The sequence below is a fragment of the Streptomyces sp. GbtcB7 genome, assembly GCF_019091445.1.
GTDB classification, from domain to species: Bacteria; Actinomycetota; Actinomycetes; order Streptomycetales; family Streptomycetaceae; genus Streptomyces; species Streptomyces mirabilis.
On sequence record NZ_JAGXJM010000005.1, the window covers coordinates 257,415 to 281,461 of the forward strand.

22 protein-coding genes are annotated in these 24,047 nt (G+C 72.0%); 15 read left to right on the forward strand and 7 right to left on the reverse strand.

Translation table 11 applies throughout. The features are described from left to right. Window positions 1-16 precede the first annotated feature (16 nt). The 4 genes from KVT44_RS11450 (at window position 17) to KVT44_RS11465 (ending at window position 4,916) form a co-directional block, all read left to right on the forward strand. Window positions 17-1,255 carry a fused response regulator/phosphatase gene (locus KVT44_RS11450; protein WP_308313961.1) on the forward strand — a complete coding sequence of 413 codons (1,239 nt, stop codon included), beginning with the start codon at window positions 17-19 and terminating at the stop codon, window positions 1,253-1,255. Next, window positions 1,252-2,919 (forward strand): ATP-binding protein, encoded by a 1,668-nt coding sequence (locus tag KVT44_RS11455; RefSeq protein ID WP_217566943.1) that lies wholly within the window; start codon window positions 1,252-1,254, stop codon window positions 2,917-2,919. The genes KVT44_RS11450 and KVT44_RS11455 overlap by 4 nt, the downstream gene beginning before the upstream one ends. Continuing rightward, window positions 2,916-3,359, forward strand: a complete 444-nt coding sequence (locus KVT44_RS11460) for a response regulator (RefSeq protein WP_217566944.1) — start codon at window positions 2,916-2,918, stop codon at window positions 3,357-3,359. Before KVT44_RS11455 ends, KVT44_RS11460 begins: the two co-directional genes overlap by 4 nt. 213 nt (window positions 3,360-3,572) lie before the next feature. Further along, window positions 3,573-4,916 carry a diacylglycerol kinase family protein gene (locus KVT44_RS11465; RefSeq protein ID WP_308313962.1) on the forward strand — a complete coding sequence of 448 codons (1,344 nt, stop codon included), beginning with the start codon at window positions 3,573-3,575 and terminating at the stop codon, window positions 4,914-4,916. 109 nt (window positions 4,917-5,025) lie between these two features. Here KVT44_RS11465 and KVT44_RS11470 read toward each other — a convergent pair whose 3' ends face one another. Continuing rightward, a complete protein-coding gene (locus KVT44_RS11470; protein WP_217566946.1) occupies window positions 5,026-5,253 on the reverse strand; it encodes a DUF5133 domain-containing protein in 228 nt (75 codons plus the stop codon). Window positions 5,254-5,522: 269 nt separating this feature from the next. On the opposite strand from KVT44_RS11470, the gene KVT44_RS11475 reads away from it, so the two are divergent. Together KVT44_RS11475 and KVT44_RS60000 are read left to right on the forward strand one after the other, a co-directional pair. Further along, a complete protein-coding gene (locus KVT44_RS11475) occupies window positions 5,523-6,044 on the forward strand; it encodes a DinB family protein (RefSeq protein WP_095858316.1) in 522 nt (173 codons plus the stop codon). 87 nt (window positions 6,045-6,131) lie between these two features. After that, the gene (locus KVT44_RS60000) at window positions 6,132-6,605 is read left to right on the forward strand and encodes a helix-turn-helix transcriptional regulator (protein WP_308313963.1); all 474 of its coding nucleotides are present in this window, start codon (window positions 6,132-6,134) and stop codon (window positions 6,603-6,605) included. A gap of 69 nt (window positions 6,606-6,674) precedes the next feature. Here KVT44_RS60000 and KVT44_RS11485 read toward each other — a convergent pair whose 3' ends face one another. The 3 genes from KVT44_RS11485 to KVT44_RS11495 all read right to left on the reverse strand — a co-directional run bounded on the left by KVT44_RS11485 (window position 6,675) and on the right by KVT44_RS11495 (window position 9,375). Next, the gene (locus KVT44_RS11485; protein ID WP_054233833.1) at window positions 6,675-7,277 is read right to left on the reverse strand and encodes a ClpP family protease; all 603 of its coding nucleotides are present in this window, start codon (window positions 7,275-7,277) and stop codon (window positions 6,675-6,677) included. A gap of 1 nt (window position 7,278) precedes the next feature. Continuing rightward, the gene (locus tag KVT44_RS11490; RefSeq protein ID WP_054233834.1) at window positions 7,279-7,932 is read right to left on the reverse strand and encodes an ATP-dependent Clp protease proteolytic subunit; all 654 of its coding nucleotides are present in this window, start codon (window positions 7,930-7,932) and stop codon (window positions 7,279-7,281) included. 216 nt (window positions 7,933-8,148) lie between these two features. Continuing rightward, on the reverse strand, window positions 8,149-9,375 hold the full coding sequence (locus KVT44_RS11495) for an epoxide hydrolase family protein (protein ID WP_217566947.1): 1,227 nt from the start codon (window positions 9,373-9,375) through the stop codon (window positions 8,149-8,151). A 158-nt stretch (window positions 9,376-9,533) separates the two neighbouring features. Between KVT44_RS11495 and KVT44_RS11500 the strand changes: the two genes are divergently transcribed. The 9 genes from KVT44_RS11500 to KVT44_RS11540 all read left to right on the forward strand — a co-directional run bounded on the left by KVT44_RS11500 (window position 9,534) and on the right by KVT44_RS11540 (window position 20,440). Next, window positions 9,534-10,016 carry a VOC family protein gene (locus KVT44_RS11500; protein ID WP_190172059.1) on the forward strand — a complete coding sequence of 161 codons (483 nt, stop codon included), beginning with the start codon at window positions 9,534-9,536 and terminating at the stop codon, window positions 10,014-10,016. Between the two features lie 272 nt (window positions 10,017-10,288). After that, window positions 10,289-11,872, forward strand: coding sequence for an ABC transporter substrate-binding protein (locus tag KVT44_RS11505; RefSeq protein WP_099924552.1), 1,584 nt, complete (start codon window positions 10,289-10,291; stop codon window positions 11,870-11,872). A 3-nt stretch (window positions 11,873-11,875) separates the two neighbouring features. Further along, the gene (locus KVT44_RS11510) at window positions 11,876-12,832 is read left to right on the forward strand and encodes an ABC transporter permease (RefSeq protein ID WP_217566948.1); all 957 of its coding nucleotides are present in this window, start codon (window positions 11,876-11,878) and stop codon (window positions 12,830-12,832) included. Next, window positions 12,829-13,722, forward strand: a complete 894-nt coding sequence (locus KVT44_RS11515) for an ABC transporter permease (RefSeq protein WP_217566949.1) — start codon at window positions 12,829-12,831, stop codon at window positions 13,720-13,722. Before KVT44_RS11510 ends, KVT44_RS11515 begins: the two co-directional genes overlap by 4 nt. Beyond that, window positions 13,722-15,449 (forward strand): ABC transporter ATP-binding protein, encoded by a 1,728-nt coding sequence (locus tag KVT44_RS11520; RefSeq protein ID WP_217566950.1) that lies wholly within the window; start codon window positions 13,722-13,724, stop codon window positions 15,447-15,449. The genes KVT44_RS11515 and KVT44_RS11520 overlap by 1 nt, the downstream gene beginning before the upstream one ends. Further along, entirely contained in the window at window positions 15,446-17,452 is a 2,007-nt protein-coding gene (locus KVT44_RS11525; protein WP_217566951.1) for a CocE/NonD family hydrolase, read from the forward strand. Before KVT44_RS11520 ends, KVT44_RS11525 begins: the two co-directional genes overlap by 4 nt. Beyond that, entirely contained in the window at window positions 17,449-18,090 is a 642-nt protein-coding gene (locus KVT44_RS11530; RefSeq protein WP_225900195.1) for a TetR/AcrR family transcriptional regulator, read from the forward strand. The genes KVT44_RS11525 and KVT44_RS11530 overlap by 4 nt, the downstream gene beginning before the upstream one ends. Before the next feature lie 55 nt (window positions 18,091-18,145). Next, complete coding sequence (locus tag KVT44_RS11535; protein WP_075025909.1) at window positions 18,146-18,541, forward strand: nitroreductase/quinone reductase family protein; 396 nt, start codon at window positions 18,146-18,148, stop codon at window positions 18,539-18,541. Window positions 18,542-18,925: 384 nt separating this feature from the next. Further along, a complete protein-coding gene (locus KVT44_RS11540) occupies window positions 18,926-20,440 on the forward strand; it encodes an MFS transporter (RefSeq protein ID WP_308313964.1) in 1,515 nt (504 codons plus the stop codon). 180 nt (window positions 20,441-20,620) lie between these two features. On the opposite strand, the gene KVT44_RS11545 is transcribed toward KVT44_RS11540, so the two are convergent. From KVT44_RS11545 to KVT44_RS11555, 3 genes are all read right to left on the reverse strand, one after another. Next, window positions 20,621-21,562, reverse strand: coding sequence for an SGNH/GDSL hydrolase family protein (locus KVT44_RS11545; RefSeq protein ID WP_217566953.1), 942 nt, complete (start codon window positions 21,560-21,562; stop codon window positions 20,621-20,623). 96 nt (window positions 21,563-21,658) lie between these two features. Further along, on the reverse strand, window positions 21,659-22,885 hold the full coding sequence (locus KVT44_RS11550; RefSeq protein WP_217566954.1) for a PP2C family protein-serine/threonine phosphatase: 1,227 nt from the start codon (window positions 22,883-22,885) through the stop codon (window positions 21,659-21,661). Window positions 22,886-22,949: 64 nt separating this feature from the next. Then, window positions 22,950-23,966, reverse strand: coding sequence for a zinc-binding alcohol dehydrogenase family protein (locus KVT44_RS11555; RefSeq protein ID WP_217567024.1), 1,017 nt, complete (start codon window positions 23,964-23,966; stop codon window positions 22,950-22,952). Window positions 23,967-24,047: the final 81 nt, after the last annotated feature.

The following is a 24,047-nucleotide window of genomic DNA, read 5'->3' on the forward strand; positions in this document are numbered from 1 at the left end:
TCCAAGGGGGGCGAGCGTGGCGGATCGCCTGCCGCGGACAGGTGAACGAGGCGCGGTGCCCCGGCAGGGGAGTGCGGATCCCCGCTGGGGCCAGGACGCCACCGCGGTACTGCTGCTGGTCGAGGACGACGCCGGAGACGCGCTGCTGGTGCGGGAGGTGCTGGTCGACAGCGGACTGCCGATGGAGGTCACCTGGTGCAAGTCCCTCGCCGAGGCACGCGTGTTCCTCGACGCCACGCCGTACTCCGTGTGCGTCCTGCTGGACCTGCATCTGCCCGACACCCATGGACTCAGCGCGGTCCGGCTGGTGCGTGACGCCGCGCCCGACGCGGCCGTCGTGGTGCTCACCGGAGTCGCCGAGAACGAGGCCGGGCTCGCCGCGGTGGCCGAAGGAGCGCAGGACTTCCTCGCCAAGGACGGCCTGGACGCCGAGGCGCTCAGCCGCGCGGTCCGGTACGCCCTGCAACGCAAGCAGGTGGAGCGTTCGGGCGCCGAACTCCAGGCGAGCCGGCTGCTGGCCCGGGAGAACGCGCGCCTGGAGCGCGGACTGCTGCCCACACCCCTGCTGCGGGGCGCCGGTTGCCAGGTGGCCTCGCGCTACAGCCCGGGACGGGACCACGCCCTGCTCGGCGGCGACTTCTTCGACGTCGTCGAGAGCGAGGACGGCACCGTGCACGCGGTGATCGGGGACGTCTCCGGCCACGGCGCGGCGGAGGCCGCCCTCGGCGTCTGTCTGCGGGTGGCCTGGCGGGCCGCCGTCCTGTCCGGATGCGTGGGCACGCGCCAGCTCGAGCTCTTGGAGGAGATCATCGGCGCCGAGCGCGCCGCGGACTACATCTTCGCCACCCTCACCGTCCTGCGGATCGCCAAGGACCGCAGCCGTATGAGCGTGATCCGCGCCGGACACCCGGGACTGCTCGTGAGTACATCGAGCGGCATCGAGCTGTTGGAGCCGGCCCCGGGCCCCGCGCTCGGACTGCTTTCGGGCCGGGCCCACTGGCCGGAGACCGAGCTGCCCGCGCACGACATCAGCGCCGTGACGCTGTTCACCGACGGTCTCTTCGAGGGCGTCGTGGCCCCGGACCGGCGGCTGGGAGAGGAAGGACTGCTCGCGGTGGCGAGGGAACACCAGACCCTCCGCGGGCGCCCGTTCGTCGACGCGGTGGTCGAGGACGTCGCCGCGCTGACCGCCTCCCACGGCGGACTCGCCGACGACGTGGCCGTCCTGCACCTCGCGACGGACGGAATGTCATGACCCGTACGCCGAACGACCCGGGACCGGACGACGCCACGGCGGACCGTCCCGAGGACGGAAAGCCCACGCGCGTCGCCCGGCTGACCGTGCAGGGCTGGATCCATGTGGTGCTGGCCGCCAACGTGCTGCTGGTGATCGTCTTCGCCGTGTCCGGCGGTGTCCTCCAGGCCCGCGCCGACGACCGCACCGATCTGCTCACCGACCGCATCCAGCCGGCCCGTGCCACCGCCTACCAGCTGGAGACCTCGCTGGTGGACCAGGAGACGGGCGTACGAGGCTACGTACTGAGCAGGGATTCCAGCTTCCTCGATCCGTACGCGTCGGGAGCACGGGAGGAGAAGACCTTCGAGGCCCGCCTGGCGACGCAACTCGCCGACCACTCCAGGATCTCCGCGGACCTGAAGACAGCCGGGCGCCTCAGTGACGCCTGGCGCCGCGACTACGCCGAGCCGCTGATCGAGGCGGCCCGCACGCCCGGCGGCGTCAAAACCCCCTCCCTGGAGGCGAGCAAGGCCAGGTTCGACGAGATCCGGGGTCAACTCGCCACCCTGGAGAAGGACATCGAGCAGCTGCGCGACCGGACCCGCGCCTCGGCCGACGACAGCCGTCGGTCCCGCAACCTCCTCTTCCTCGGCATGCTCGCCGCCTTCCTGGCGAGCGGCCTCGCGCTGACCCTGCTGCTGCACCGGATCGTGGGGCGCCCCCTGCGGGCCCTGGAAGCGGCCTCGGTGGACGTCAGCGGCGGCGCGTTCGAGCGCAGGATCCGGCTCGACGGGCCGCGCGACCTGGAGAGGGTGGCCCAGGCCGTCGAGGGGATGCGCCGCCGCATCGTCGAGGAACTCTCCGCCTCCAAGGCCCGTGAGGTCCTTCTGAAGCGGCAGGCCGAGGAACTCGACGCCCAGACCCTGGAACTGAAGCGCTCGAACGCGGAACTGGAGCAGTTCGCCTACGTCGCCTCGCACGATCTGCAGGAACCCCTGCGCAAGGTCGCGTCCTTCTGCCAGCTCCTGGAGAAACGGTACGGCGACCAACTGGACGACCGGGCCAAGCAGTACATCGACTTCGCCGTCGACGGCGCCAAACGCATGCAGATCCTCATCAACGACCTGCTGACCTTCTCCCGCGTCGGCCGCGTCGGCGAGGAGCTGGTCCCCGTCGCCCTCGACGACGTACTGGACCGGGCACTCGGCAACCTCAGCGTGGTCCTGGAGGAGACGGGTGCGCGTGTCGTGCGCGAGGGGCCGCTGCCCACCGTGACGGGCGACGTCACCACCCTGACCATGCTCTGGCAGAACCTGATCGGCAACGCCGTGAAGTTCCGCCACTCCGACCGGCCGCCCGAGATCGCCGTCCGCTGCGAGGCGGAGCCGGAGGAGGGACAGTGGCGGCTGGTCGTGCAGGACAACGGCATAGGCATCGAACCCGAGTTCAGGGAGAAGGTCTTCGTCATCTTCCAGCGGCTGCACGGCCGCGACGAGTACGAGGGCACGGGGATCGGCCTCGCCGTGTGCCGCAAGATCGTCGAACATCACGGAGGTGCCATCACCCTGGACGGCACCGCCGGTGCGGGCACGCGCGTGACCTTCACCCTGCCCATGGTGCGACCGGAACCCGACCTCGGGGTCGAGGAGGCGGCGCGCCCACCCGAAGGAGCACACACGTGAGCACCCCCGCCGTACCCATCCAGGTCCTGCTCGTCGAGGACGACCCCGGCGACGAGCTGATGACCCGTGAGGCGTTCGAGGACAACAAGATCCGCAACACCCTGCACGTCGTCCGGGACGGCGAGGAGGCCCTCGACTTCCTCTACCGCACCAACCAGCACACCGGGGCACCGCGCCCCGACCTGATCCTGCTCGACCTCAACCTGCCCAAGTACGACGGGCGCCAGGTCCTGGAGCGGATCAAGTCCGACGACGACCTGGCCCACATCCCCGTCGTCGTCCTCACCACCTCCTCCGCCGAGGAGGACATCCTGCGCAGCTACAAACTGCACGCGAACGCCTATGTGACCAAGCCGGTCGACCTCCACCAGTTCATCGCCGCGGTCCGCCAGATCGACGACTTCTTCGTGACCGTGGTGAAGCTGCCCAAGACCACCTGACCCCCGCCCCGGCCGGGGTCCATGAATGCGCGAAGTCGGGGAACAGGGACAGCGGCGGCACAACCTTGCCGACCAGGAGATCTGTTGTCGAGACGCGAGGGTGGGCCTCTGATGAGAAGGCGCGGGACGGGGCGAGGGACAAGCGGTGGCACGCCGTGGTGGCCGGGCGGGGCGGCCACGGGACCGGCCGGGCCCTCCGGATGGCGGCGGACCGTGGCCGGTGGACTCGTGTGGGGCGCCGCCGCCGCGGCCCTCGGCGCGTCGGGGAACCGGACCGCGCGCCGGGCCGCGCTGCGCGGCATCGGCACCGTCGCCATCGCCTCGGCCGTGACCCGCGTGCTGGCACGCCCGGCGGCCCGCAAGGCGCAGCCGCTCGACGCGGCCGGCCGGGTCGCGTCGGCCGCCGCGTTCGCCGTCGGCGTCCTGCTCGAAGCGCCCCGGTACGGCCTGTTCGCGGTGCCCGGCGCCGCGGCACTGACCGTGGCCCGCACACGCTCGGGGGACCGGCGTCCGGGCGACGTGGCCGTGGGCGTCGCGATCGGTGTCGGCGCCGCCGCGCTGACCGCCCGCTGGTGGCCGGTCAAACCGGAGGCGGCGGCCGCGGCGGCCCGCCCGCGGCGGCCCGCTCCCGCGCTGCCCGGGGGCGCCGGACTGCACATCGTGGTCAACCCGTCCTCCGGGCTCTCCTGGAGCGCCGACACCCCCGACGCGAGCGCGTATCTGCGCGCCGCGCTGCCCAAGGCCGGGATCACGGTGCCGCGGGAGGACCAGGACCTGGTGGAACTCCTGGAACAGGCCGCCCGGCGGGCCAAGGACGAGGGCGGCGCCCTCGGCGCCTGCGGCGGCGACGGCACGATCAACGCCGCGACGGAGATCGCCGCCCGGCTCGGGCTGCCGCTCGCGGTCTTCCCCGGCGGCACCTTCAACCACTTCGCCGTCGACCTCGGCAACCAGACCCTGGAGGACGTCGTACGAGCCGTGCAGGCGGGCGACGCGGTCGTCGCGGACCTCGGGCGGGCCCGCGCCCCCGGCGGACCGGAGCAGGTGTTCCTCAACACCTTCAGCCTCGGCGTCTACTCGGACCTGGTCGGGGCCCGGGAGAAGCTGGAGCAGCGGATCGGGAAGTGGCCCGCGCTGGTGGTCGGGCTGGCCAGGGTCCTCGCCAAGGGCAGCCCCGTGAACGTCTCGGTCAACGGCCGCCCCAAGCGCCTGTGGCTCCTCTTCGCGGGCAACGGCATCTACCACCCCGCCGGGTTCGCCCCCACCTACCGCACCCAACTCGACGACGGACTGCTCGACGTCCGTGCCGTCGACGCCGGCACCCCCTTGGCCAGGACCCGGCTGCTGCTGGCCGTCCTGACCGGCACCCTGCACAACAGCCGGGTCCTCACCACGGCGCAGGTGCGCGGCCTGCGGCTGGAAGTGCTGCACGGCGACCCGCGGTTCTCGTACGACGGCGAAGTGACCCGGGTCGCGGCGCCGAGGCTGGTGCTCGACAAGGTGACACGGGCCGTGACGCTGTACCGGCCCGCGGAGAAGGACCAGTGGCTGCGCTGAGGGGGCTGAAGGGTCGGGTGGGCTCGCTCGTGGGGCCGCCCGACCCGGTTCGGATCACTCACTGAGCTCGGACACCAGGGGTTCTTGGGCACCAGGTCCGCGCCTCGGGTCAGGTGGCGAGGACGGAGTCGTCCATCGTGCGGGCTCCGGGCAGCCGGTGGCGGGCCGCGACGAGCGCCGCGTCCACGTCCCTCGTACCGGTCGAGACGCACAGTGTGTAGGCCATGTCGTCCATGCGCCGCCGGACTTCCGTACCGCCGTCCTCGGCGTGCAGCGTGCGCAGGGTGACGTACTGCTCGACGAGGTTGGGCAGTACCGCGGGGTGGGCCATCAGCACGGGAGTCCTCCGGATGGGTGGGCCGACCGGTCGGTCGCGACCGGTGATCGTTCCTGACCCCGGCTACCCGGTTCCTCCCGATCTACGCGGGCCGGGTCTCGCCCCGACTCCCGGGCTGGCGGGCGACTTGACACCGTTTCGGGGCGGCGGAAAACCGGTGGCGGATCGTGGTCGGGGCGCCGATGCTCGTAGGCATGGCCGACACCACACTTCCCCAGCCTCCCCAGTCCGGGAACACCCCGTCCGAGCGGAGCTTCGGGTGGTGGGACATGTTCGTGCACCCGGACGACGATCCGCGCTCCGACGGGGGGTTCGTGGGGGAGCGGGACACGCTCGTCGGGTATCTGCGCGACCAGCGGCTCACGTTGGAGATGAAGTGCGCGGGTCTGGACGCCGAGGCGATGGCCCGGCGTTCCGTCGAGCCCTCGAACATGTCGCTGCTCGGGCTGGTGCGTCATCTGGCGGGGGTCGAACAGGCCTGGTTCCGCGGGGTGCTGGCCGGCCAGGACGCGCCGCGGCACTACCGCTCGGACGGCGACCCGGACGGCGACTTCAACGGCGCGGTGCCCGACCCCGAGGTGGTGGCGGATGCCTGGGACACCTGGCGCTCCGAGGTGGCCTTCGCCGAGCGGTTCGTGGACGAGGCCCGCGACCTCGACATCACCGGCACCCACGACGACGAACCGATCGCGCTGCGGGAGGTGCTGGTGCACCTGATCGAGGAGTACGCCCGGCACAACGGCCACGCGGACTTCCTGCGCGAGCGGATCGACGGGCGGGTCGGGCAGTGACGGGCGCGTGACGTGGCTCGATTCCCCCGAGAGCGGAATGCCGAGCCGATCCCTTCCCTCGCGGCTCGGCGCTTCTAGGCTGAAGGGGTGAGCAACCAAGCGCCGAACGAAGCCCGCGTCATTCCCCTCCGCCCGGCGACCGCACCGGCTCCGGTCACCGGCCCGGCGGCCCGTCCCACCGGTCCCGTGGCGGACGCGCCCCAGCGGCCCCGCCCGGTCCTAGCGCCCCGGCATACGCCACCGGCGCCCAGGAGCAGGGAGCCGCTGTGGCGCGACCTGGTGGGTGACGTCCTGCGGCGCGAGCGGCTCGCGCAGGAGCGGACGCTCAAGGACGTGGCCGACGCGGCCCGGATCTCGATGCCGTACCTCTCGGAGCTGGAGCGCGGCCGCAAGGAGGCCTCGTCCGAAGTCCTCGCGGCCGCCGCGCGCGCCCTGGGCCTCGGGCTCACCGATCTGCTCTCGCTGGCCCAGGGCGAACTCACCCGCCTCGCCCAGGTGCGGCCCGCCCGCCACCGCACTCCGTCGGCCTCGCACCACGACGGCATGTGCCTCGCCGCCTGACCGGGACGACCGGCCAGGGCCTGTCCGGCGGACCACGCCGCAGACGCGGGCCCTGGCGGTGGTCGGGTCTCAGACCGTCGCGAGCCGTCGGCTCAGGACCTCGTCCGCGAGTCCGTACGCCACGGCCTCCTGTGCGGTGAACACCTTGTCGCGGTCCATGTCCGCGCGCAGGGTCGGCACGTCGTGGTGCGTGTGCCGGGAGAGGACCTCCTCGACCTGGGCGCGGATACGGAGCATCTCCTTGGCCTGGAGGGCGAGGTCGGACACCGTCCCCTGCCGGCCGCCGCTCGCGGGTTGGCCGAGCAGCACACGCGCGTGCTCCAGCACGAACCGCCGTCCGGGATCGCCGCCGGCCAGCAGCACCGCCGCCGTGGAGGCCGCCTGGCCGACGCAGAACGTCGAGATCGGCGCCTGTACGAACGTCATCGTGTCGTAGATCGCCATGAGCGAAGTGAACGACCCGCCGGGCGAGTTGATGTAGATCGCGATCTCGCTCTCCGGGTTCGACGACTCCAGATGGAGGAGTTGCGCGATGACGACGTTGGCGACCCCGTCGTCGATCTCGGTGCCGAGAAAGATGATCCGCTCGGACAGCAGCCGGCTGAAGACGTCGTAGGACCGCTCGCCCTGCGGGGTCCGCTCGACGACGTTCGGAATCGTGTACGTACCCATGTCAGAGCCCCATCCGTCGCCGTGACGCGGCCGGGCGGACGTCGTCGAGCGACTCCACGACCCGGTCCACCATGCCGTACTCCTTGGCCTGTTCGGCCGTGAACCAGCGGTCGCGGTCGCCGTCCCGGGAGATCGTCTCCTCGCTCTGGCCGGTGTGCTCCGCGGTGATCCGTTCGATGGCCTGCTTCGTGAACTCCAGGTTCTGCGCCTGGATCTCGATGTCGGCGGTGGTGCCGCCGATGCCCGCTGACGGCTGGTGCATCATGATCCGCGCGTTGGGCAGCGCGTAGCGCTTGCCGTGGGTGCCGACGCTGAGCAGGAACTGTCCCATGCTCGCGGCGAATCCCATGGCGAGGGTCGAGACGTCGTTGGGGATCAGCCGCATCGTGTCGTAGATCGCGAGCCCCGCGGTCACCGATCCGCCCGGGCTGTTGATGTACAGGCTGATGTCGGTGCGCGGGTCCTCCGCCGACAGCACGAGCAGCTGGGCGCAGACCCGGTTCGCGGACACCTCGTCGACCTGGGTGCCGAGAAGGACGATCCGCTGCGCGAGCAGCTGGGCGGCCAGATGGTCGTCGAAGCGGGTCGCGGGGGTGTCGCCGTCCTCGGCGCGCGGTGCGTGGGCCGGGTACCGGCCGGTGATGAGTGGAGTCATCGGTCCTCCTCGTGGTGGCGCGGCTGTCGTCGCCGCGATCCCCACTCTCGGACCGAAGGGCTTTGCGGATCAGCTTTCTCGGCCCGCAGCAGATTCGCCACGGGCAGAGGGGACACGGGGTTGCCGTCACCGGCGCCACCGGCGCCACCGACGTCACCGACGGCCCCGGCGGGGGGCCGGGGCCCAGGTGTCCGACCCGTGCTCAGGTGCCGGTGCTCAGGTGCCGGTGCGCAGGTCCCGGAAGAAGGACCGCACATCCTCGACGAGCAGCTCGGGCTCCTCCGCCGCGGCGAAGTGTCCGCCCCGGTCGAATTCCGTCCACCGCACGATGTTGTTCGTACTCTCCGCGATGTGCCGCAGCGGTACGAGGGGCTCGTGCGGGAAGACGGCCAGCGCGGTCGGCGCCCTCGACGGCTCGGGCGCGGTGCCCCAGTAGTCCGCGTGCGCCCGCTCGTAGTAGATGCGGGCCGAGGACCCCGCCGTGGCGGTCAGCCAGTACAGCATCACGTTGGTCAGCATCAGGTCCCGGTCGACGGCTTCCTCGGGGCGGTCCTTCGCATCCGTCCACGCCCTGAACTTCTCGGCGATCCAGGCGAGTTGACCGACGGGGGAGTCCGTCAGCGCGTAGGCCAGGGTCTGCGGCCGGGTGCCCTGGAGCTCGGCGTACCCGGCCTCCTCGCGGCGCCATTCCAGACCCCGCCGCCACGACAGCAGGGCGCGCTCGCGCTCCTCGGGGCTCAGCGCGGCCAGTTCCTCGGGAGTCGGCTCGGTGGCCGCGGACGATCCGGGCAGCAGGTTCAGGTGGACACCGACGAGCCGCTCGGGGTACGCCCGGCCCAGCTCCCGGGAGATGGCCCCGCCCCAGTCGCCGCCCTGGGCGCCGAACCGCTCGTACCCGAGCCGCGTCATGAGCTCGGCGAAGGAGGCGGCCACCCGGTGGAACTCCCAGCCGGTGTCCCGGGTGGGCCCGGACAGCCCGAACCCGGGAATGCTCGGTACGACGAGATGGAACGCGTCGGCCGGATCGCCGCCGTGCGCGCGCGGATCGGTCAACGGGCCGACGACGTCGGTGAATTCGACGATCGAGCCGGGCCAGCCGTGCGTGATGACCAGCGGGGTCGCGTCCGGCTCCGGGGAACGGATGTGCGCGAAGTGGATCCGCGCGCCGTCGATCTCCGTCGTGAACTGAGGCCATGCGTTCAACCGCGCCTGCGCCGCCGGCCAGTCGTAGTCGTGCCGCCAGTACCGTACGAGTTCGCGCAGGTACTCCCGCGGGACGCCGTAGGCCCAGCCGACCCCCGGCAGTTCGTCGGGCCAGCGGGTGCGATCGAGTCGTCGGTGCAGGTCGTCGACGTCGCCCTGCGGGAAGTCGATACGGAACGGCTCGATGCGCGCGCTGTCCGGGGCGGAGGAAGCGGTGGAGGAACCAGCGGAGGAAGTCATGTCCGCGCATGCTATAGCGCCCCTTGGAGGGCGCGGCGAACGGCGCGACCGGCCGCCATCGTCCCCCCGGCGGAAGGATCCCGCGCGACGCCGATGAGTTTTGGGACGACGATCGGTCGACAGAGGTGACGAAACTTTTCCCGCCGCAGGAGGTACGTATGTCCGCCGACGGATTCACCACGTGTCTGTGGTTCGACGGTCAGGCCGAGGAGGCCGCGCACTACTACGTCTCGATCTTCAAGAACTCCCGGCTCGGCAGGGTCGCCCGTTTCTCCGAGTCCGAGCACGGCACCGCAGGTTCCGTGATGGCCGTCGACTTCGTGGCCAACGGACAGAAGTTCGTCGCGCTGAACGGCGGCCCGCAGTTCACGTTCGACGAGGCCATCTCGTTCCAGATCCACTGCGACGACCAGGAGGAGGTGGACCACTACTGGAACAAGTTCGTCGAGGACGGTGGCGAGGCGGGCCCCTGCGGTTGGGTCAAGGACAAGTACGGCCTGTCCTGGCAGGTCGTCCCGAGCAGGCTCATCGACCTGATCAGCGACCCGGACACCGAGAAGGCGGCCCGGACGGCCCAGGCGATGTACAAGATGTCCAAGCTGGACATCGCGGCCCTGGAGAAGGCGTACGCGGGCGAGTAACGGACCCACGGCACGACGCGGTCGGCCCGCTGCTCCTCCCCCCCGGGCGAGGAGCAGCGGGCCGACCGCTGTGCGGCGCCGAGGTGGCCTCGTCCACCGCCCCCGAACGGCCCGAGTCCGCGGGTTCGACATCCTCACCCACCCCGTAACGAGTGGGTTTCCGAGGTTAATTTCCGGGTTCCAAGGGTTGGCGCGGAACCATCTCCTCGTTATCGTTCACGCACTTCACTCAATCGTTCCGCTGAACGAATAGCGAGAAGGACGGTCGGTCCATGTCCGACATCCACCACCCGGGACGGCGATCGCTCCTCGCCGCGGGAGCCGCGAGCACCGCGGCACTCGGTGCGTCCTGGCTGCTCACCGGCTGTACGGGTGCCGCCGCCGCACCCGTGCTGCCCGCGGCGGCGAAGAAGGGCGCCCCCGACCACGGCGGCACCCTCCGCATCGCCCGGCCGCCCGCCTCCGAGGCCGAGACGCTGGATCCGGCCAGCGCCCTTTCCGCGTACGAATACCTCGGCGCCCTCTACAACCGCCTCGTCCGCGTCGACGCGAACGGCGACCTCGCCCCCGACCTCGCCGAGTCCTGGGAGCCCGATGCCCAGGCCCGCACCTGGACCTTCCGCATCCGCGAAGGCGTCACCTTCCACGACGGCCGAAGGCTCACCGCCGCGGACGCCGCCTACACCCTGCGCCACATCCTCGACAAGGCGACCGCCTCGCCCCAGGCCGCCGTCCTCGCCCCGCTGATCGACCCCAAGACGCTCCGCACACCCGACGAGCACACCCTCGTCGTGCCGCTGAAGACCCCCAACGCGGAGTTCCCGAGCCTGCTCACGCACTACAACTGCTATGTCGTGCCCGACGGCAGCGCCCGTTCCATCGGACGGACCGGCATCGGCACGGGCCCCTTCAAGCTGGAGTCCTTCGCCCCGGCGGGACCCGGCCGTGTCACCGCGTACACGGACCACTGGCAGGGCCGCCCCGTCCTCGACGCGATCGCCTTCTACTCCGTCGCCGACATGTCCGCCCGCTCGAACGCGCTGCTCGCAGGGCAGGTCGACCTGCTCTCCCAGACCAATCTGGACTTCGCGACCGCACGGGTCGTCGCCGCCTCCAGCCGGGCCACCGTCGCCCGCGTGAAGAACGCCCAGTGGTACGTGCTCCCGATGCTCACCACGGAGAAGCCCTTCACGGACGTACGGGTGCGGCAGGCGATGAAGCTCGCCTACGACCCCGAGCACGTGGTGAAGGTCGCGCTCCAGGGCGCGGGTACCGCCGGCTGGGACAACCCCGTGCCGCCCAGCGACCCCGCGCACATCGCCGCGCACCCCGCGCACGACCCGGAGAAGGCCAGGTACCTGCTGAAGCAGGCCGGACACGAGGGCCTCGCGACGGACCTCTACACCTCCTCCTACGACCCGATCTTCACGCCGATGGCGCTCGCCTACCAGGACTCGGCCAAACGCGCGGGTATCCGGATCAAGGTCAAGACGGCCGCGGCGGACTCGTACTACACCCAGATCTGGATGAAGAAGCCGCTCATGGCGACCTACTGGTACACCGGCAGACCCGTCGACCAGCTCTTCACGCAGGTCTTCCGGGGCGGCTCCTCGTACAACGAGACCGCCTGGTCCGACAAGGACTTCGACGCCCTGCTCGACCGGGCGCGACGGGAGACGGACGACAACCGGCGGCGCGAACTGTACGGCGAGGCGCAGACCTTCGTAGTGGAGAAGGGCGGGGCGATGACCCCGATGTTCGCCGACCGGCTCGTGGGCCTGTCGCGGAAGGTGCGCGGATACGCCGAGCACGGCTTCGAGTTCGACTACCTCGGCATCGGCCTGAAGGGAGCCTGAGCAGTGGTCTCCTTCATAGCGCGCCGGGTCGCCGCCGCCCTCGGCACCCTCTTCCTCTCCTCCGTCCTCGTCTTCCTCGCCGTCCAGGCCCTGCCCGGCGACGTCGCCACCCAGGTCCTCGGCAAGGACGCCACCCCGGACGCCGTCGCCGCCCTGCGCGAGAAGCTGAGCCTCGACCGGCCCGCCTGGGAGCGGTACACCGACTGGGTGCGCGGCGCCCTGCACGGCGACTTCGGCACCTCCCTGGTCTCCGGGAAGGCGGTCGGCGGCGAGGTCTCGACATACCTCGGCAACTCCGCGCTGATCGCCCTGATCACCGTCCTGTTCGCCGTCACCGGTTCGATCGTGCTCGGCATCCTCGCGGGCCTCTACCGCGACCGCTGGCCCGACCACCTCATCTCGACCGTCAGCCTCGTCGGCATGAGCGTCCCCGAGTTCGTGGTCGCCACCGTGCTGGTGCTCTGCTTCTCCGTCGCGCTGCCGTGGTTCCCCGCGGTCGTGCTCTACGGCCCCGACGCGAGCGTCGGCCAACTCCTGCCCGCCGTCTGGCTGCCCGCCCTCGCCCTCGCCGTGGTGATGGCCGCTTACATCGTGCGGATGGCCCGGACCTCCGTCATCGACGTCATGGCGAGCGAGTACGTCACCACCGCCCGTCTCAAGGGCCTGTCGACCTGGCGGGTCGTCACCCGCCACGCCCTGCCCGGCGCCATGCTGCCGACCCTGCACGTCATCGCGCTGAACGTGGCCTGGCTGGCGGGCGGGGTCGCCGTCGTCGAGAACGTCTTCAACTACCCGGGCATCGGCAAGCTGATGCTCTCCTCCGTGCAGAACCGCGACCTGCCCGTCATCCAGGCCATCGCCCTCATCAGCGCCGTCGTCTACGTCGTCTGCAACCTCGCCGCCGACCTCGGCGCCATGGCCCTCAACCCCAAGCTCCGTACGCGCGGGAGGACCCGATGACCACGCTCGACACCGCCCCGTCGGCCCCGCCCGCGACCGCTCCGGCGCGCGCCGCCCGCGCCTGGCGCACCCTGCGCTCCTCGCGCGCCGCCGTGATCGGCCTGGCGATCGTCGCCGTCCACGTACTGATCGCCGTGCTCGCGCCGCTCCTGACCTCCTACGACCCCATCGCCAACGACTCCGCGCACGCCCTGTCCGGTCCCGGCTGGGACCACTGGGCGGGCACGGACCAGTACGGGCGCGACGTCCTCGCCCGGGTGCTGTACGGCGGCCGTTACGCGCTCGGCGTGTCCGTCGCCGCGACCCTGGTGACCGTCGCCCTGGGCACGGTCGTGGGCTGCGCGGCGGCCCTGCGCGGCGGCTGGTTCGACGACGTCCTGGGCCGGGTCCTCGACGCGGTCCTCGCCGTGCCGTCGATCCTCGCCCTGCTCGTCGTCGTCACGGCGCTGGGCACCGGCCCGGCGGTCATCGTCCTCGCGATCGCGGTGGTGTACGTGCCCCAGGTCGTACGGGTCGTACGGGGCGCGGCACTCGCCGTGGTGCCCGCCGACTACGTCACCGCGGCCCGGGCCCGGGGCGAGGGCACCTGGTCGATCCTGCGGCGCGAAGTCCTGCCGAACATCACGGACGTCGTGTGCGTGGAGTTCGCGATGCGGGCGTCCTGGGTCGTGCTGCTCATCAGCTCCCTCTCCTTCCTCGGCTTCGGCGCCGATCCGCCCACCCCCGACTGGGGGCTGATGGTCGCCGAGAACCGCACCGCCATCACCGTCGTCCCGATGGCGAGCCTCGCGCCGATCATCGCCCTGGCCACGCTCGTGGTCGGACTCAACCTCGCCGCCGACGGCCTGTCCAAGGCGTGGGGCGTCGACCGGATCAGGGAGGGCTCCTGATGACCTCGATCGTGTCCGTGAACTCGTTGTCCGTGGCCTACCGTTCGGGCGGCCGTGACGTGCCCGTCGTGCGCGAGGTGTCCTGGGAGGTGGCCGAAGGGCGGACGCTCGCCCTCGTCGGCGAGTCCGGCAGCGGCAAATCCACCATTGCCGCCACTCTCCTCGGACATCTGCGGCACGGCTCCCGGATCACCGCGGGCTCCGTCCATGTCGACGGCTCGGACGTCTTCTCCCTGTCCGCACCGGAGTTGAGGCGGCTGCGCGGGAACACGGTCGCCATGGTCGCGCAGAACGCCGGCCACGCGCTCACGCCCTCCATGCGCATCGGCCGGCAGATCGCCGAGGCCGGCGGTGACGTGCCCGTCGTCGACCTGCTCGAACAGGTCCGGCTGCCCCGCCCCGCCGAACTCGCCCGCCGCTACCCGCACGAGCTCTCCGGCGGCCAGCAGCAGCGCGTCGCCATCGCCATGGCCGTCGCGGCCCGCCCCAAGGTCCTCGTCCTCGACGAACCGACGACCGGGCTCGACGTCGTCACCCAACGCGGCGTCCTCGACCTCATCGGCGCCCTGCGCGACGAACTGGGCCTCGCCGCCGTGCTGGTGAGCCATGACCTCGGGGTCGTCGCGCACATGGCCGACGAGGTGACCGTGCTGCGCTCCGGTCGCGCCGTGGAGTCCGCGCCCACCCGGCAGCTCTTCGCGATGCCCCAGGACCCGTACACCAGACGCCTGCTGGCGAGCGTGCCACGGCTCGACGACGCCGGTCTCGCGCTCGTCGGCGAGGCGGGCGAGCGGGAGGTGCGGCCCAAGGCACACGTGCCGGACGCCGCTCCGGTGGCGGTCTCGGCGCGCGACCTCACCATCGACTACGGGTCCTCGCGCGCCGTGCACGGAGTGTCCTTCGACGTCCGGCGCGGCGAGGTCCTCGCGCTCGTCGGGGAGTCGGGAAGCGGCAAGTCGACGCTGGCCTGGACGCTGGCCGGCCTGCGCACCCCGTCCGGCGGCACGATGACCCACGAGTCCGGCGACCTCGCGCGCCCCGCGCAGAAGCGGCCGCTCGCCCTGCGCCGCCGGGTACAGCTGGTCTTCCAGAACGCGGACACCTCCCTGAACCCGCGCCGCTCGGTGGGCGACGCGGTCCGCCGTCCGCTGCGCTTCTTCGGCACGGCCACCACACGGACACAGGCGGCGGACCGTGCCCGGCGGCTCATCTCCGACGTACGGCTCGACCCGGCCCTCGCCGACCGGCTGCCCGCCCAGCTCTCCGGCGGCCAGCGCCAGCGCATCGGCATCGCGCGGGCACTGGCGGGCGAGCCGGACGTCCTGATCGCCGACGAGATCACCACCGCCCTCGACGTCTCCGTCCAGGCCGACGTGCTGCGCCTCCTGGACGACCTGCGCCGGGAACGCGAACTGGCCTGTCTGTTCATCAGCCACGACCTCGCGGTCGTCCGGGGCATCGCGGACCGGATCGTCGTGCTGCGCCACGGGGTCGTGGTCGAGGAAGGGCCCACGGACGCGGTGTTCGCCTCGCCCGGACACCCGTACACCCGCCGGCTGATGGCGGCCGCCCTCGAACCCGACCCGGACGCGGCGCCCTTCGTCGACGGCGCCGTGGACTGGAGCGACGCCGCCGAACCCGACGACCTGTGGACGGACCACGGCCCGGGACACCGGGTGCGCCGCTGGCGCCCGGCAGACCGGCTCACCACCGAGGGAGTTTCGTGAAGTACCGCGAGCAGTTCGAGCGCCAGGTCGTCCGCGAGGACGTCTGGATCCCCACCCGGGACGGGAACACCCGCCTGCACGCCCGCGTCTGGCGTCCGGTCGACGCGGACACCGACCCCGTCCCCGCGCTCCTCGAATACCTCCCGTACCGCAAGAGCGACTGGACCGCGCCCCGGGACGCCCAGCGCCACCCCTGGTACGCCGGGCACGGCTACGCCTCCGTCCGCGTCGACATCCGCGGCCACGGCGACAGCGAGGGCACGCCCGGCGACGAGTACGACGCGCAGGAACTCGCCGACGGCGTCGACGTCGTCAACTGGCTCGCCGCGCAGCCCTGGTGCACCGGCAAGGTCGGCATGTTCGGCATCTCGTGGGGTGGCTTCAACTCCCTCCAGATCGCGGCCCTCGCCCCCGAGCCGCTGAAGGCGATCGTCACCGTCTGCTCGACGGACGACCGCTACGACAACGACGTGCACTACACGGGCGGCGCCCTGCTCGGCATCGACATGCTCGCCTGGGCCGGCACCATGCTCGCGTTCGCCTCCCGCCCGCCGGACCCGGCGAGCGTCGGCCACGACCGCCTGCTGCCCATGTGGCGCGAGCGCCTGGAAGCCCTCGAACCCTTCCTGCACACCTGGCTCGCCCACCAGCGGCGCGACGACTACTGGCGGCACGGCAGCGTCTGCGAGGACTACGACGCCATCGACGCGGCCGTCCTCGCGGTCGGCGGCTGGCACGACCCCTACCGCGACACCGTGCTGCGGCTGGTGGAGCATCTGCCGGGCGACCGCGTACGGGGGCTGATCGGCCCCTGGTCGCACCAGTACCCGGACCGCGGGCTGCCCCCGGGCCCCGCGATCGGCTTCCTCCAGGAGACCCTGCGCTGGTGGGACCAGCACCTGAAGGGCATCGAAACGGGCATCATGCGGGAGCCGCTGCTCCGCGCCTGGATCAACGACCCGGTCCCGCCCGCCACGTCGTACGACGTCATGCCGGGGCGCTGGGTCGGTGACACGAACTGGCCCTCTCCGTCGGTCACTTGGGACGAACGGACCCTCGGGGCGGGCGAGGCTCCGGTCCTCGTACGCTCGCCCCAGCACACCGGCCTCGACGCGGGCCGCTTCTTCCCCTTCGGCAACGCGAGCGACCTGCCGCCCGACCAGCGCGAGGAGGACGGCCGCTCGGTCTGCTTCGACTCGGCGCCGCTCACGGAGCGCGTCGAGATCCTCGGCCGCCCGCGCGTCCGGCTCCGGCTCGACAGCGCGACCCCGCGCGCCAACGTCGTCGCCCGCCTCTGCGACGTCGCCCCCGACGGCTCGTCCACCCTCGTCACCCGGGGCGTGCTGAACCTGCTCTCCCGGCACGGGCGGGATCGGGCCGTGGAGTGGACGCCGGGTACGTACGAGGACGTCGAGTTCGAACTCAGCGGCATCGGGTACGCCTTCCCGCCCGGCCACCGTGTCCGCGTCGCGGTCTCCGACGCGTACTGGCCGTGGGTGTGGCCGCACGGCGAACGCGGCGAACTGAGCGTCGTACCCGCGCGCAGCTCGCTGCTGCTTCCCGTGCGGGAGCCGGGGGACGAGCCGCCGATCCGCTTCGAGGAACCCGAGCAGGCACCCCCGCTCCCGGTGACCTACGACCAGCCCGCCGCACCGCGGCCCGAGCGGCTGGTCACGCACGACGTGGCCACGGGGGAGTGGACCCTGGAGGTCGACCCCAACTACGGAGGATCGCGGACGTATCCCGACGGACTGCGCTACGAGGAGAGCGCCCGGGAGACCTACCGCATCCGCCGCGACGATCCGCTCTCCGCGTCCGCGGTCTCCGAATGGACGATCCGGCTGACGCGCGGGGAGGATGGGGACGCGGAGATCGTGACGCGGACCGAGCTGCGCGCCACGGCCGCGGACTTCATCATGGACAGCCGCATCGAGGCACGGGCGAACGGAGAGACAGTGGCCAAGCGCGCATGGCACCGCACCACCCCGAGGACGTCGGTATGAAGGCCGCCAGGACCCCTCGCCGTGCCGTCGCCGCCGCCGACCGTACCCGCCAGCCCACCGAGGTGCGCCGCCGCCTCATCGTGGAGGCCGCCGTGCCGCTGATCGCCGAGCGCGGCTACGCGTCGGTGGGGGTGCGTGACGTCGCCGCCGCGGCCGGGGTGTCCGTCGGCACGGTCACCTACCACTTCGGGAGCGTGCAGGAGATCCTCTCCGAGGCGATGGTGCTGCACATCGAGCGGTACTACGCGGCGCTCAGCGAGGCCGCCGCGCAGGCGGCCGGCGCCGCCGAGGCGCTGCGGCTGCTCGTCGACGCGCTGTTCACCGAGGACACCGACCGGCACTGGCGGATGTGGTTCGACTACTGGAACGCGGGCGACCAGGACCCGGACCAGGCCTTCGCCCGCGGCCAGGCCGAGCGCTACGAGGCCTGGCACACCCAGATCCGCGAACTGGCCGAACGAGGCGTCGCCGAAGGGGAGTTCAGCTCCGACGACCTCGACGGCTTCACGGTCCGCTTCGCCGCCCTCGCCGACGGCCTCGCCCTGCAACGGCTGCGGCAGGCACCCCCGCTGAGCACCGAGGACGCGCGCCGCCACCTCAACCGCCTGATCGAAACGGAACTCCGACGGCGGTCGTGAGACGGTCGCCGGGCCCCGCACAATGGTGCCCGGCACCGAACAGGAGGATCCTCGCATGTCCCGCAACCCCGAACGGAAATACCGCGTCGTCACCTCGTTCCAGCGGTGGATCGGCAATCCGCTCCTGAAGCGCCTGCCGATCCAGACCCTGCTGGAGACCACGGGACGCAAGTCGGGGCTGCCGCGCCGGACCCCGGTCGGCGGACGGCTGGTGGGGCGGGAGTTCTGGTTCGTCAGCGAGTACGGCGGGCGCTCGCAGTACGTGCGCAACATCCAGGCGGATCCGCGGGTCCGAGTCCGCGTCCGAGGCCGCTGGTACACCGGGACCGCCCATGTGATGCCCGAGGACGACGCCCGCGCGCGACTGAGGACCCTGCCGCGGTTCAACAGCGCCGCGGTGCGGGCGATGGGCGCCGGTCTGACGACCGTGCGCGTCGATCTCACGGACTGATCCCCGGCGCACGGGGAATTGCGCGGCGGACGTGGAATTCGCATTTGCCTTTCCCGGAAAAGTGTGGGCACGCGCTTGTGTGCCTTTTCCGTGCCCACACTCCGGGGCGGTTCGTCAAGCGCGAGATCGACAACATTCAAGGGGATCGAACGCGCCCGGAGTGGTGCCGAAAGAATGCTACGGTTGAACCTCGTCCCGAGTCCGGATCGCGTGCCGTATCGGCACCCTGGCCTCGGATTGCACAGCGAGTGTTCCGTTTCATCAGACTCCGTTCACTCTTTCTTTTCCCCGATCGCGACACCGGCATTTCATGTCTGTGGCGTGGTCGGGGAGCACTGTTTCCTGCGCACTCCCTGGAGTACTTGATTCATGTCTGCTGAGAGCGTGACCGCTGTTGCCCCCGCGGGGCCGGATCCGTCCGGCTCCTCGTCCGGAGGCCGGCATCTCGGCCTGGCTCTGTTCGTGATCGCCGCGGCCCAGTTGATGGTCGTCCTGGACGCCACGATCACGAATATCGCCCTGCCCGCCATCCAGACCGACCTGGGCGTCTCCGACGCGAACCTCGCCTGGATCGTCAACTCCTACGCGCTGGCCTTCGGCGGCCTGCTCCTGCTCGGCGGGAAGGCGGGTGACCTCTTCGGCCGGCGGAAGATGTTCCAGGTCGGCATAGCCGTCTTCACCCTCGCCTCCCTGCTGGGCGGACTGGCCCCGAACGAGAGCCTGTTGATCGGCGCGCGTGTCCTGCAGGGCGTCGGTGCCGCACTCGCCGCCCCCAGCGCCCTGGCACTGATCACCACGACGTTCCCGGCCGGAAAATCGCGCAACACCGCGATGGGCGTGTACGCGGCGATGGGCGGCGTCGGCGCCACCGTCGGCCTGCTGCTCGGCGGCACGCTCACCGACGTCCTGGACTGGCGCTGGGTGTTCTTCGTCAACATCCCCATCGGCCTGGCCGTCCTGGCGGGCACCCGCACCCTGGTCGAGGCGGAACGCCACCCCGGCCGCCTCGACGTCCCCGGCGCGATCACCGGCACCGGCGGCCTGATCGCCCTGGTCTACGGCATCACCCGGGGCGGCGAGCACGGCTGGACCGACGGCGTCACCCTCGTCTCCTTCGCCGCCGCGGCCGTACTCCTGGCCGCCTTCCTGTACCTCCAGGCCCGCACCGCCGACCCGATGATGCCGCTGCGCCTCTTCAAGGACCGTACCCGGTCGGGCAGTTACGCCACCATGCTGTTCATCGGCGCGGGCATGTTCGCCACGTTCTACTTCCTGACCCTCTACATGCAGCTGATCCTCGGCTACAGCCCCGTCAGGACCGGCTTCGCCTACCTGCCGTTCAGCTTCGGCATGGCGATGGCCGCGGGCATCAGCTCCAAGCTGGTCTCGCACCTCGCGCCGCGCCTGATCGCCGGCCCCGGCCTGCTGGTCGCGGCCGTGGGCATGCTCTGGTTCGCCACCCTGGAGCCGGACTCCTCCTACACCGCGCATCTGATGCCGGCGATGTTCGTGACCGCCCTGGGCCTGGGCATGAGCTTCGTCCCGATGACACTCGGCGCGGTCAGCGGCGTCTCCCACCAGGACACCGGTGTCGCCTCCGCACTGCTCAACACCGCCCAGCAGATCGGCGGCGCGCTCGGCCTCGCCATCCTGTCGACGATCTCCACCTCCGCGGCGAACGCAAAGCTGCCCGAGGCGGCCGGCTCCCTCTACCGGGGCCTGGCCACCAAGGACTTCGCCCTGGTGGCGAAGGCGGGGGACGCGGTGACCCACGGCTACACGATGGCCTTCGTCGCCGCCGCGGCCATGTTCGTGGCCGGTCTGCTCGTCACCGGGTTCGCCATCAACGCGGACAGGCAGCAGCACACCGAAGGCGCCGCCCCGGTCCACATGGGCTGACGCCCACCCCCCGGCATCACCACGACGGACGGGCAGGGAAGACCGCGCATCGCCCTCACCCCGCACGGCAACGCCTTCCTCATCCCGCTCGCCGCCCTGGCGGTCTGGGCCGAGGAACACCTGCCGCCGCACCCCGACCGACCCCGCCACAAGACCCTGGCAGGGCAGCCCTGAGGCCCGTCAGCCGACGTGGTCCGCTATCACCCGGGTGATCTCGCGCGTGATCCGCACGATGCCGGGGGAGCGGACCGGGCAGGGCTTCGGCGTGGACGTGGTCGGCGCCAGGCAGAAGTGCAGATAGTCGTCGTCGCGGTGGAGGGCGGTGCGGTCACGGCCCGGCTCGGTGCAGTACGACGGATGGTCGTGCTCGTACGCGGTGCACGGCAGGTACTGCGCCCACGTGTAGCGGGCCGTCGCCGGGCTCACCGTCCTCCCGGCGTCGGCGAGCAGGTCGTGGGAGGCCGCGGCCCGTATCTCGTAGAGCGCGTTCACGGTCCGGATCCGCTCGGGGGTGATCGGGTCCGGACCCTGCGACACCCAGACGATCCGGGGCCGTCGCGCGCCGCCCGCGTCCGCGATCTGTTCCGTCAGCCGCTTCATGTCCGCCTCGTACCGTTTGAAGTACGTGGCCGGTTCCTTGTCGTACGTGATGCCGTCCATGCAGGGCGTGTAGCCCCAGGAGTTGCCCCAGAACTGGAGCACCACGAAGTCCGGCCGCAGCGAGCGCACCAGCGCGGCCGCCTTGTCCGCGGGCGGTACGAGGGATCGCTCCCCGGTCCCCTCCAGGTAGTCGCAGAGGGTGGTGCCGGAGTAGGGGGCGCTCGTGTACCGGGCGTTCACCTGCTCCCGGAGCGACTGTCCGAGCACCTTCTGGCTCTCCATGGCGAGCGAGTCCCCGAGGTAGAGAACGGTGGGCGCCTTCGCCGCAGCGTCAGCTGTCGTGCGAGTCGTGGGAGCCGTGGGTGAGGCGGCGGGGCGCTGGCGAGTGGTCGTGGTCGGTGACGGGGCGGCCGTGGGCACCGCGGGATCCGGCGGCGACTGCTCCGGCCCCGACGAGGGGTCCCCGCACGCGCCGAGCAGCAGCCCGGCCAACAGCACCCCCACGATCCACGGCCTCCGCATGAAGCAACTCCCGCCCCGCCCGCCGAAAGGGGTCCCCAGGCAAGCACAGCGGGGCACAAGGGGGAAGACCTACGTCGGTCACGGCGGCGTCGGGCCTCAGGCCGGGGGACGGTGGCGGATGCGGGCTGCCAGCAGCGCCACGTCGTCCTCCGCGTGCCGGGCGTCGAGCCCTACGAGGACCCTGTCGAGGGCCGCGTCGACACCGATCCCGGGAGGCAGCCGCAGCCCGGCCAGCCGGGCGAGCGAGGCGTCGATGTCCTCGCCGCGCCGCTCCACCAGACCGTCGGTGAACATCACCAGGGTGTCCTCGGGAGCGAGCGCGCGCATGACCGCCTCGTAGCCGCCCACGCCGGTGCCCAGCGGTGGACCGACCGTCAGCCGCAGGAGTTCCCCGGTGCCGTCCCCGGCGAACACGACCGGCGGCAGATGTCCGGCGCTGGCCAGCGTGGCCGTGCCCCGGGCCGGGTCGACCTGGACGAGCAGAGCGGTCGCCGGACGCCGGGTGCTGTCCTCGGCGACGGCCGCGTCCAGGCGGCGCAACACCCGGTGCGGCGGCAGATCCGTCGAGGCGACGTAGCGCAGCATCGAGCGGTACGCGTTCATGTCCACCGCGGCGTCCAGCCCGTGCCCCATGACGTCGCCCACCACCAGCAGGGTGCGCCCGAAGTGCAGCCGTACGGTCTCGAACCAGTCCCCGCCCACCAGGACGCTGCTGCCGGACGGCAGATAGCGGGTGGCGAGGTCGAGGTTGGGATGCGGTCGGCCCGGTTCGGACAGCAGCGCCCGCTGCAGGGAGAGCACGGTGTCGCGCACGGCGTCGTGCTGCCGTGAGTGGCCGAGGTGGACGGCCGCGAGCCGTGCCGCGTAGTGCGTGACGGCGGTGCCCCGGTCGCTGAAGGCCCGCCCCTGCCGGACGGCCAGCAGCACTCCGAACAGGTGGCCGTGTGCCAGCAGCGGCACCGTCATGACCTCCCGGGGGACCGTGCCGGACAGGTCGAGCGACGCCGTGATCGGAAGCCCCTCGTCGAGTGCCTGGACGGACAGCGGGCGGGCGCCCTGCGCGGTCCAGGGGGTGAGCAACTCGGTCCGGCCACCCGTGGCGACACGGGTCAGGTTCGGCTCGTGCGCGTGCTGTGCGGCCGGGACGTCCGTGGGCAGCAGATCCACCGCGGCGGCGTCGCAGACCTCCCGGCACACGAACTCCGCGAGCTCCTCGCAGGTGGTCCGCTCGTCCAGGGTGGTGCCGATCGCTTCGACGGCGTCCTCCATCGCGGCGAACGACGCCCCTGCCCCCGTAGCGTCGTCACCGCCTCGGCCCGTCATGCCACCTCCACCGTCGCACGCACGTCTGGTTCCATCCACGCACGCGCGTCGCGGGCGCGCATGCTCAGGTGCGCGCCGGGAAGTCGTTCACCAGCACGGCCGCCCCGTCGAAACGGCCGGCCTTGAGGTCCCGCAGGGCCCGCTGTGCCTCGGACAGCGGGTAGACGTGCGTCGTGGCACGTACGCCGTGGCGGGCCGCCAGCGCCAGGAAGTCCCGCCCGTCCCGGCGGGTGTTGGAGGTGACGCTGCGCAGCTCCTTCTCGTAGAACAGGTCGCTCTCGTAGCGCAGCGGCGGGGTGTCGCTCAGATGGATCCCGGCGACCGACAGGATCCCGCCCCGGTCGAGGGCCCGCAACGCGACCGGCACCAGGTCGCCGACCGGAGCGAACAGGATCGCGCTGTCCAGCGGCTCGGGCGGCTCGTCGTACGCGCCCCGGGCGGACGCGGCCCCGAGTTCCAGCGCGAGCCGCCGCGCGGCCGGGTCACGCGTCAGTACGTGCACGGTGGCGCCCTGTGCGAGGGCCAGCTGCGCGCACAGATGGGCGCTGCCGCCGAACCCGTACAGGCCGAGCCGTCCGGCGTCCGGCAGCGCGGCCCGCAGCAGCGCGCGGTAGCCGATGATGCCCGCGCACAGCAGCGGTGCCAGCGCGACGTCGTCCACCTCGCCGGGCAGCCGGTAGGCGAAGGCCGCCGGGACGGTCGTGTACTCCGCGTAGCCGCCGTCGGCGTCCCAGCCCGTGTACTCGGAGGCCGGGCAGAGGTTCTCGGACCCGCGCGCGCAGTACCCGCACGTGCCGTCCGTACGGCGCAGCCAGGCGACGCCCACCCGGTCGCCGACCGCGTGGTCGAGCACGTCCTCGCCCGTCGCCGCGACCACGCCGACGACCTCGTGGCCGGGCGTCACCCGGGGCCGGCGCACCGGCAGGTCTCCCTCGCTGACGTGCAGGTCGGTGCGGCACACCCCGCACGCGCGCACATGGACGAGAAGCTCGTCGGCCCCCGGCACCGGGATCGGCCGCTCGACGAAACGCAGCGGTTCCCCCTCGATGGGCCCGGGCCTGGCCACTTCCCACGCGTGCATCATCCCGTGTCCCCGTCCCGTCGACGACCACTCGAGCCCTCTCTCCAGTGTCGTCCAGGGCGTCCCGCTCGGCGCGCGGCC

Coding starts and splice junctions, on each gene's coding strand:
- KVT44_RS11455 (WP_217566943.1), top strand. CDS start 1,252: ATGACCCGTACGCCGAACGACCCGGGACCGGACGACGCCACGGCGGAC.
- KVT44_RS11475 (WP_095858316.1), top strand. CDS start 5,523: ATGTTCGTGCACCCGGACGACGATCCGCGCTCCGACGGGGGGTTCGTG.
- KVT44_RS11485 (WP_054233833.1), bottom strand. CDS start 7,277: ATGGGTACGTACACGATTCCGAACGTCGTCGAGCGGACCCCGCAGGGC.
- KVT44_RS11490 (WP_054233834.1), bottom strand. CDS start 7,932: ATGACTCCACTCATCACCGGCCGGTACCCGGCCCACGCACCGCGCGCC.
- KVT44_RS11495 (WP_217566947.1), bottom strand. CDS start 9,375: ATGACTTCCTCCGCTGGTTCCTCCACCGCTTCCTCCGCCCCGGACAGC.
- KVT44_RS11500 (WP_190172059.1), top strand. CDS start 9,534: ATGTCCGCCGACGGATTCACCACGTGTCTGTGGTTCGACGGTCAGGCC.
- KVT44_RS11505 (WP_099924552.1), top strand. CDS start 10,289: ATGTCCGACATCCACCACCCGGGACGGCGATCGCTCCTCGCCGCGGGA.
- KVT44_RS11515 (WP_217566949.1), top strand. CDS start 12,829: ATGACCACGCTCGACACCGCCCCGTCGGCCCCGCCCGCGACCGCTCCG.
- KVT44_RS11520 (WP_217566950.1), top strand. CDS start 13,722: ATGACCTCGATCGTGTCCGTGAACTCGTTGTCCGTGGCCTACCGTTCG.
- KVT44_RS11530 (WP_225900195.1), top strand. CDS start 17,449: ATGAAGGCCGCCAGGACCCCTCGCCGTGCCGTCGCCGCCGCCGACCGT.
- KVT44_RS11535 (WP_075025909.1), top strand. CDS start 18,146: ATGTCCCGCAACCCCGAACGGAAATACCGCGTCGTCACCTCGTTCCAG.
- KVT44_RS11545 (WP_217566953.1), bottom strand. CDS start 21,562: ATGCGGAGGCCGTGGATCGTGGGGGTGCTGTTGGCCGGGCTGCTGCTC.
- KVT44_RS11550 (WP_217566954.1), bottom strand. CDS start 22,885: ATGACGGGCCGAGGCGGTGACGACGCTACGGGGGCAGGGGCGTCGTTC.
- KVT44_RS11555 (WP_217567024.1), bottom strand. CDS start 23,966: ATGCACGCGTGGGAAGTGGCCAGGCCCGGGCCCATCGAGGGGGAACCG.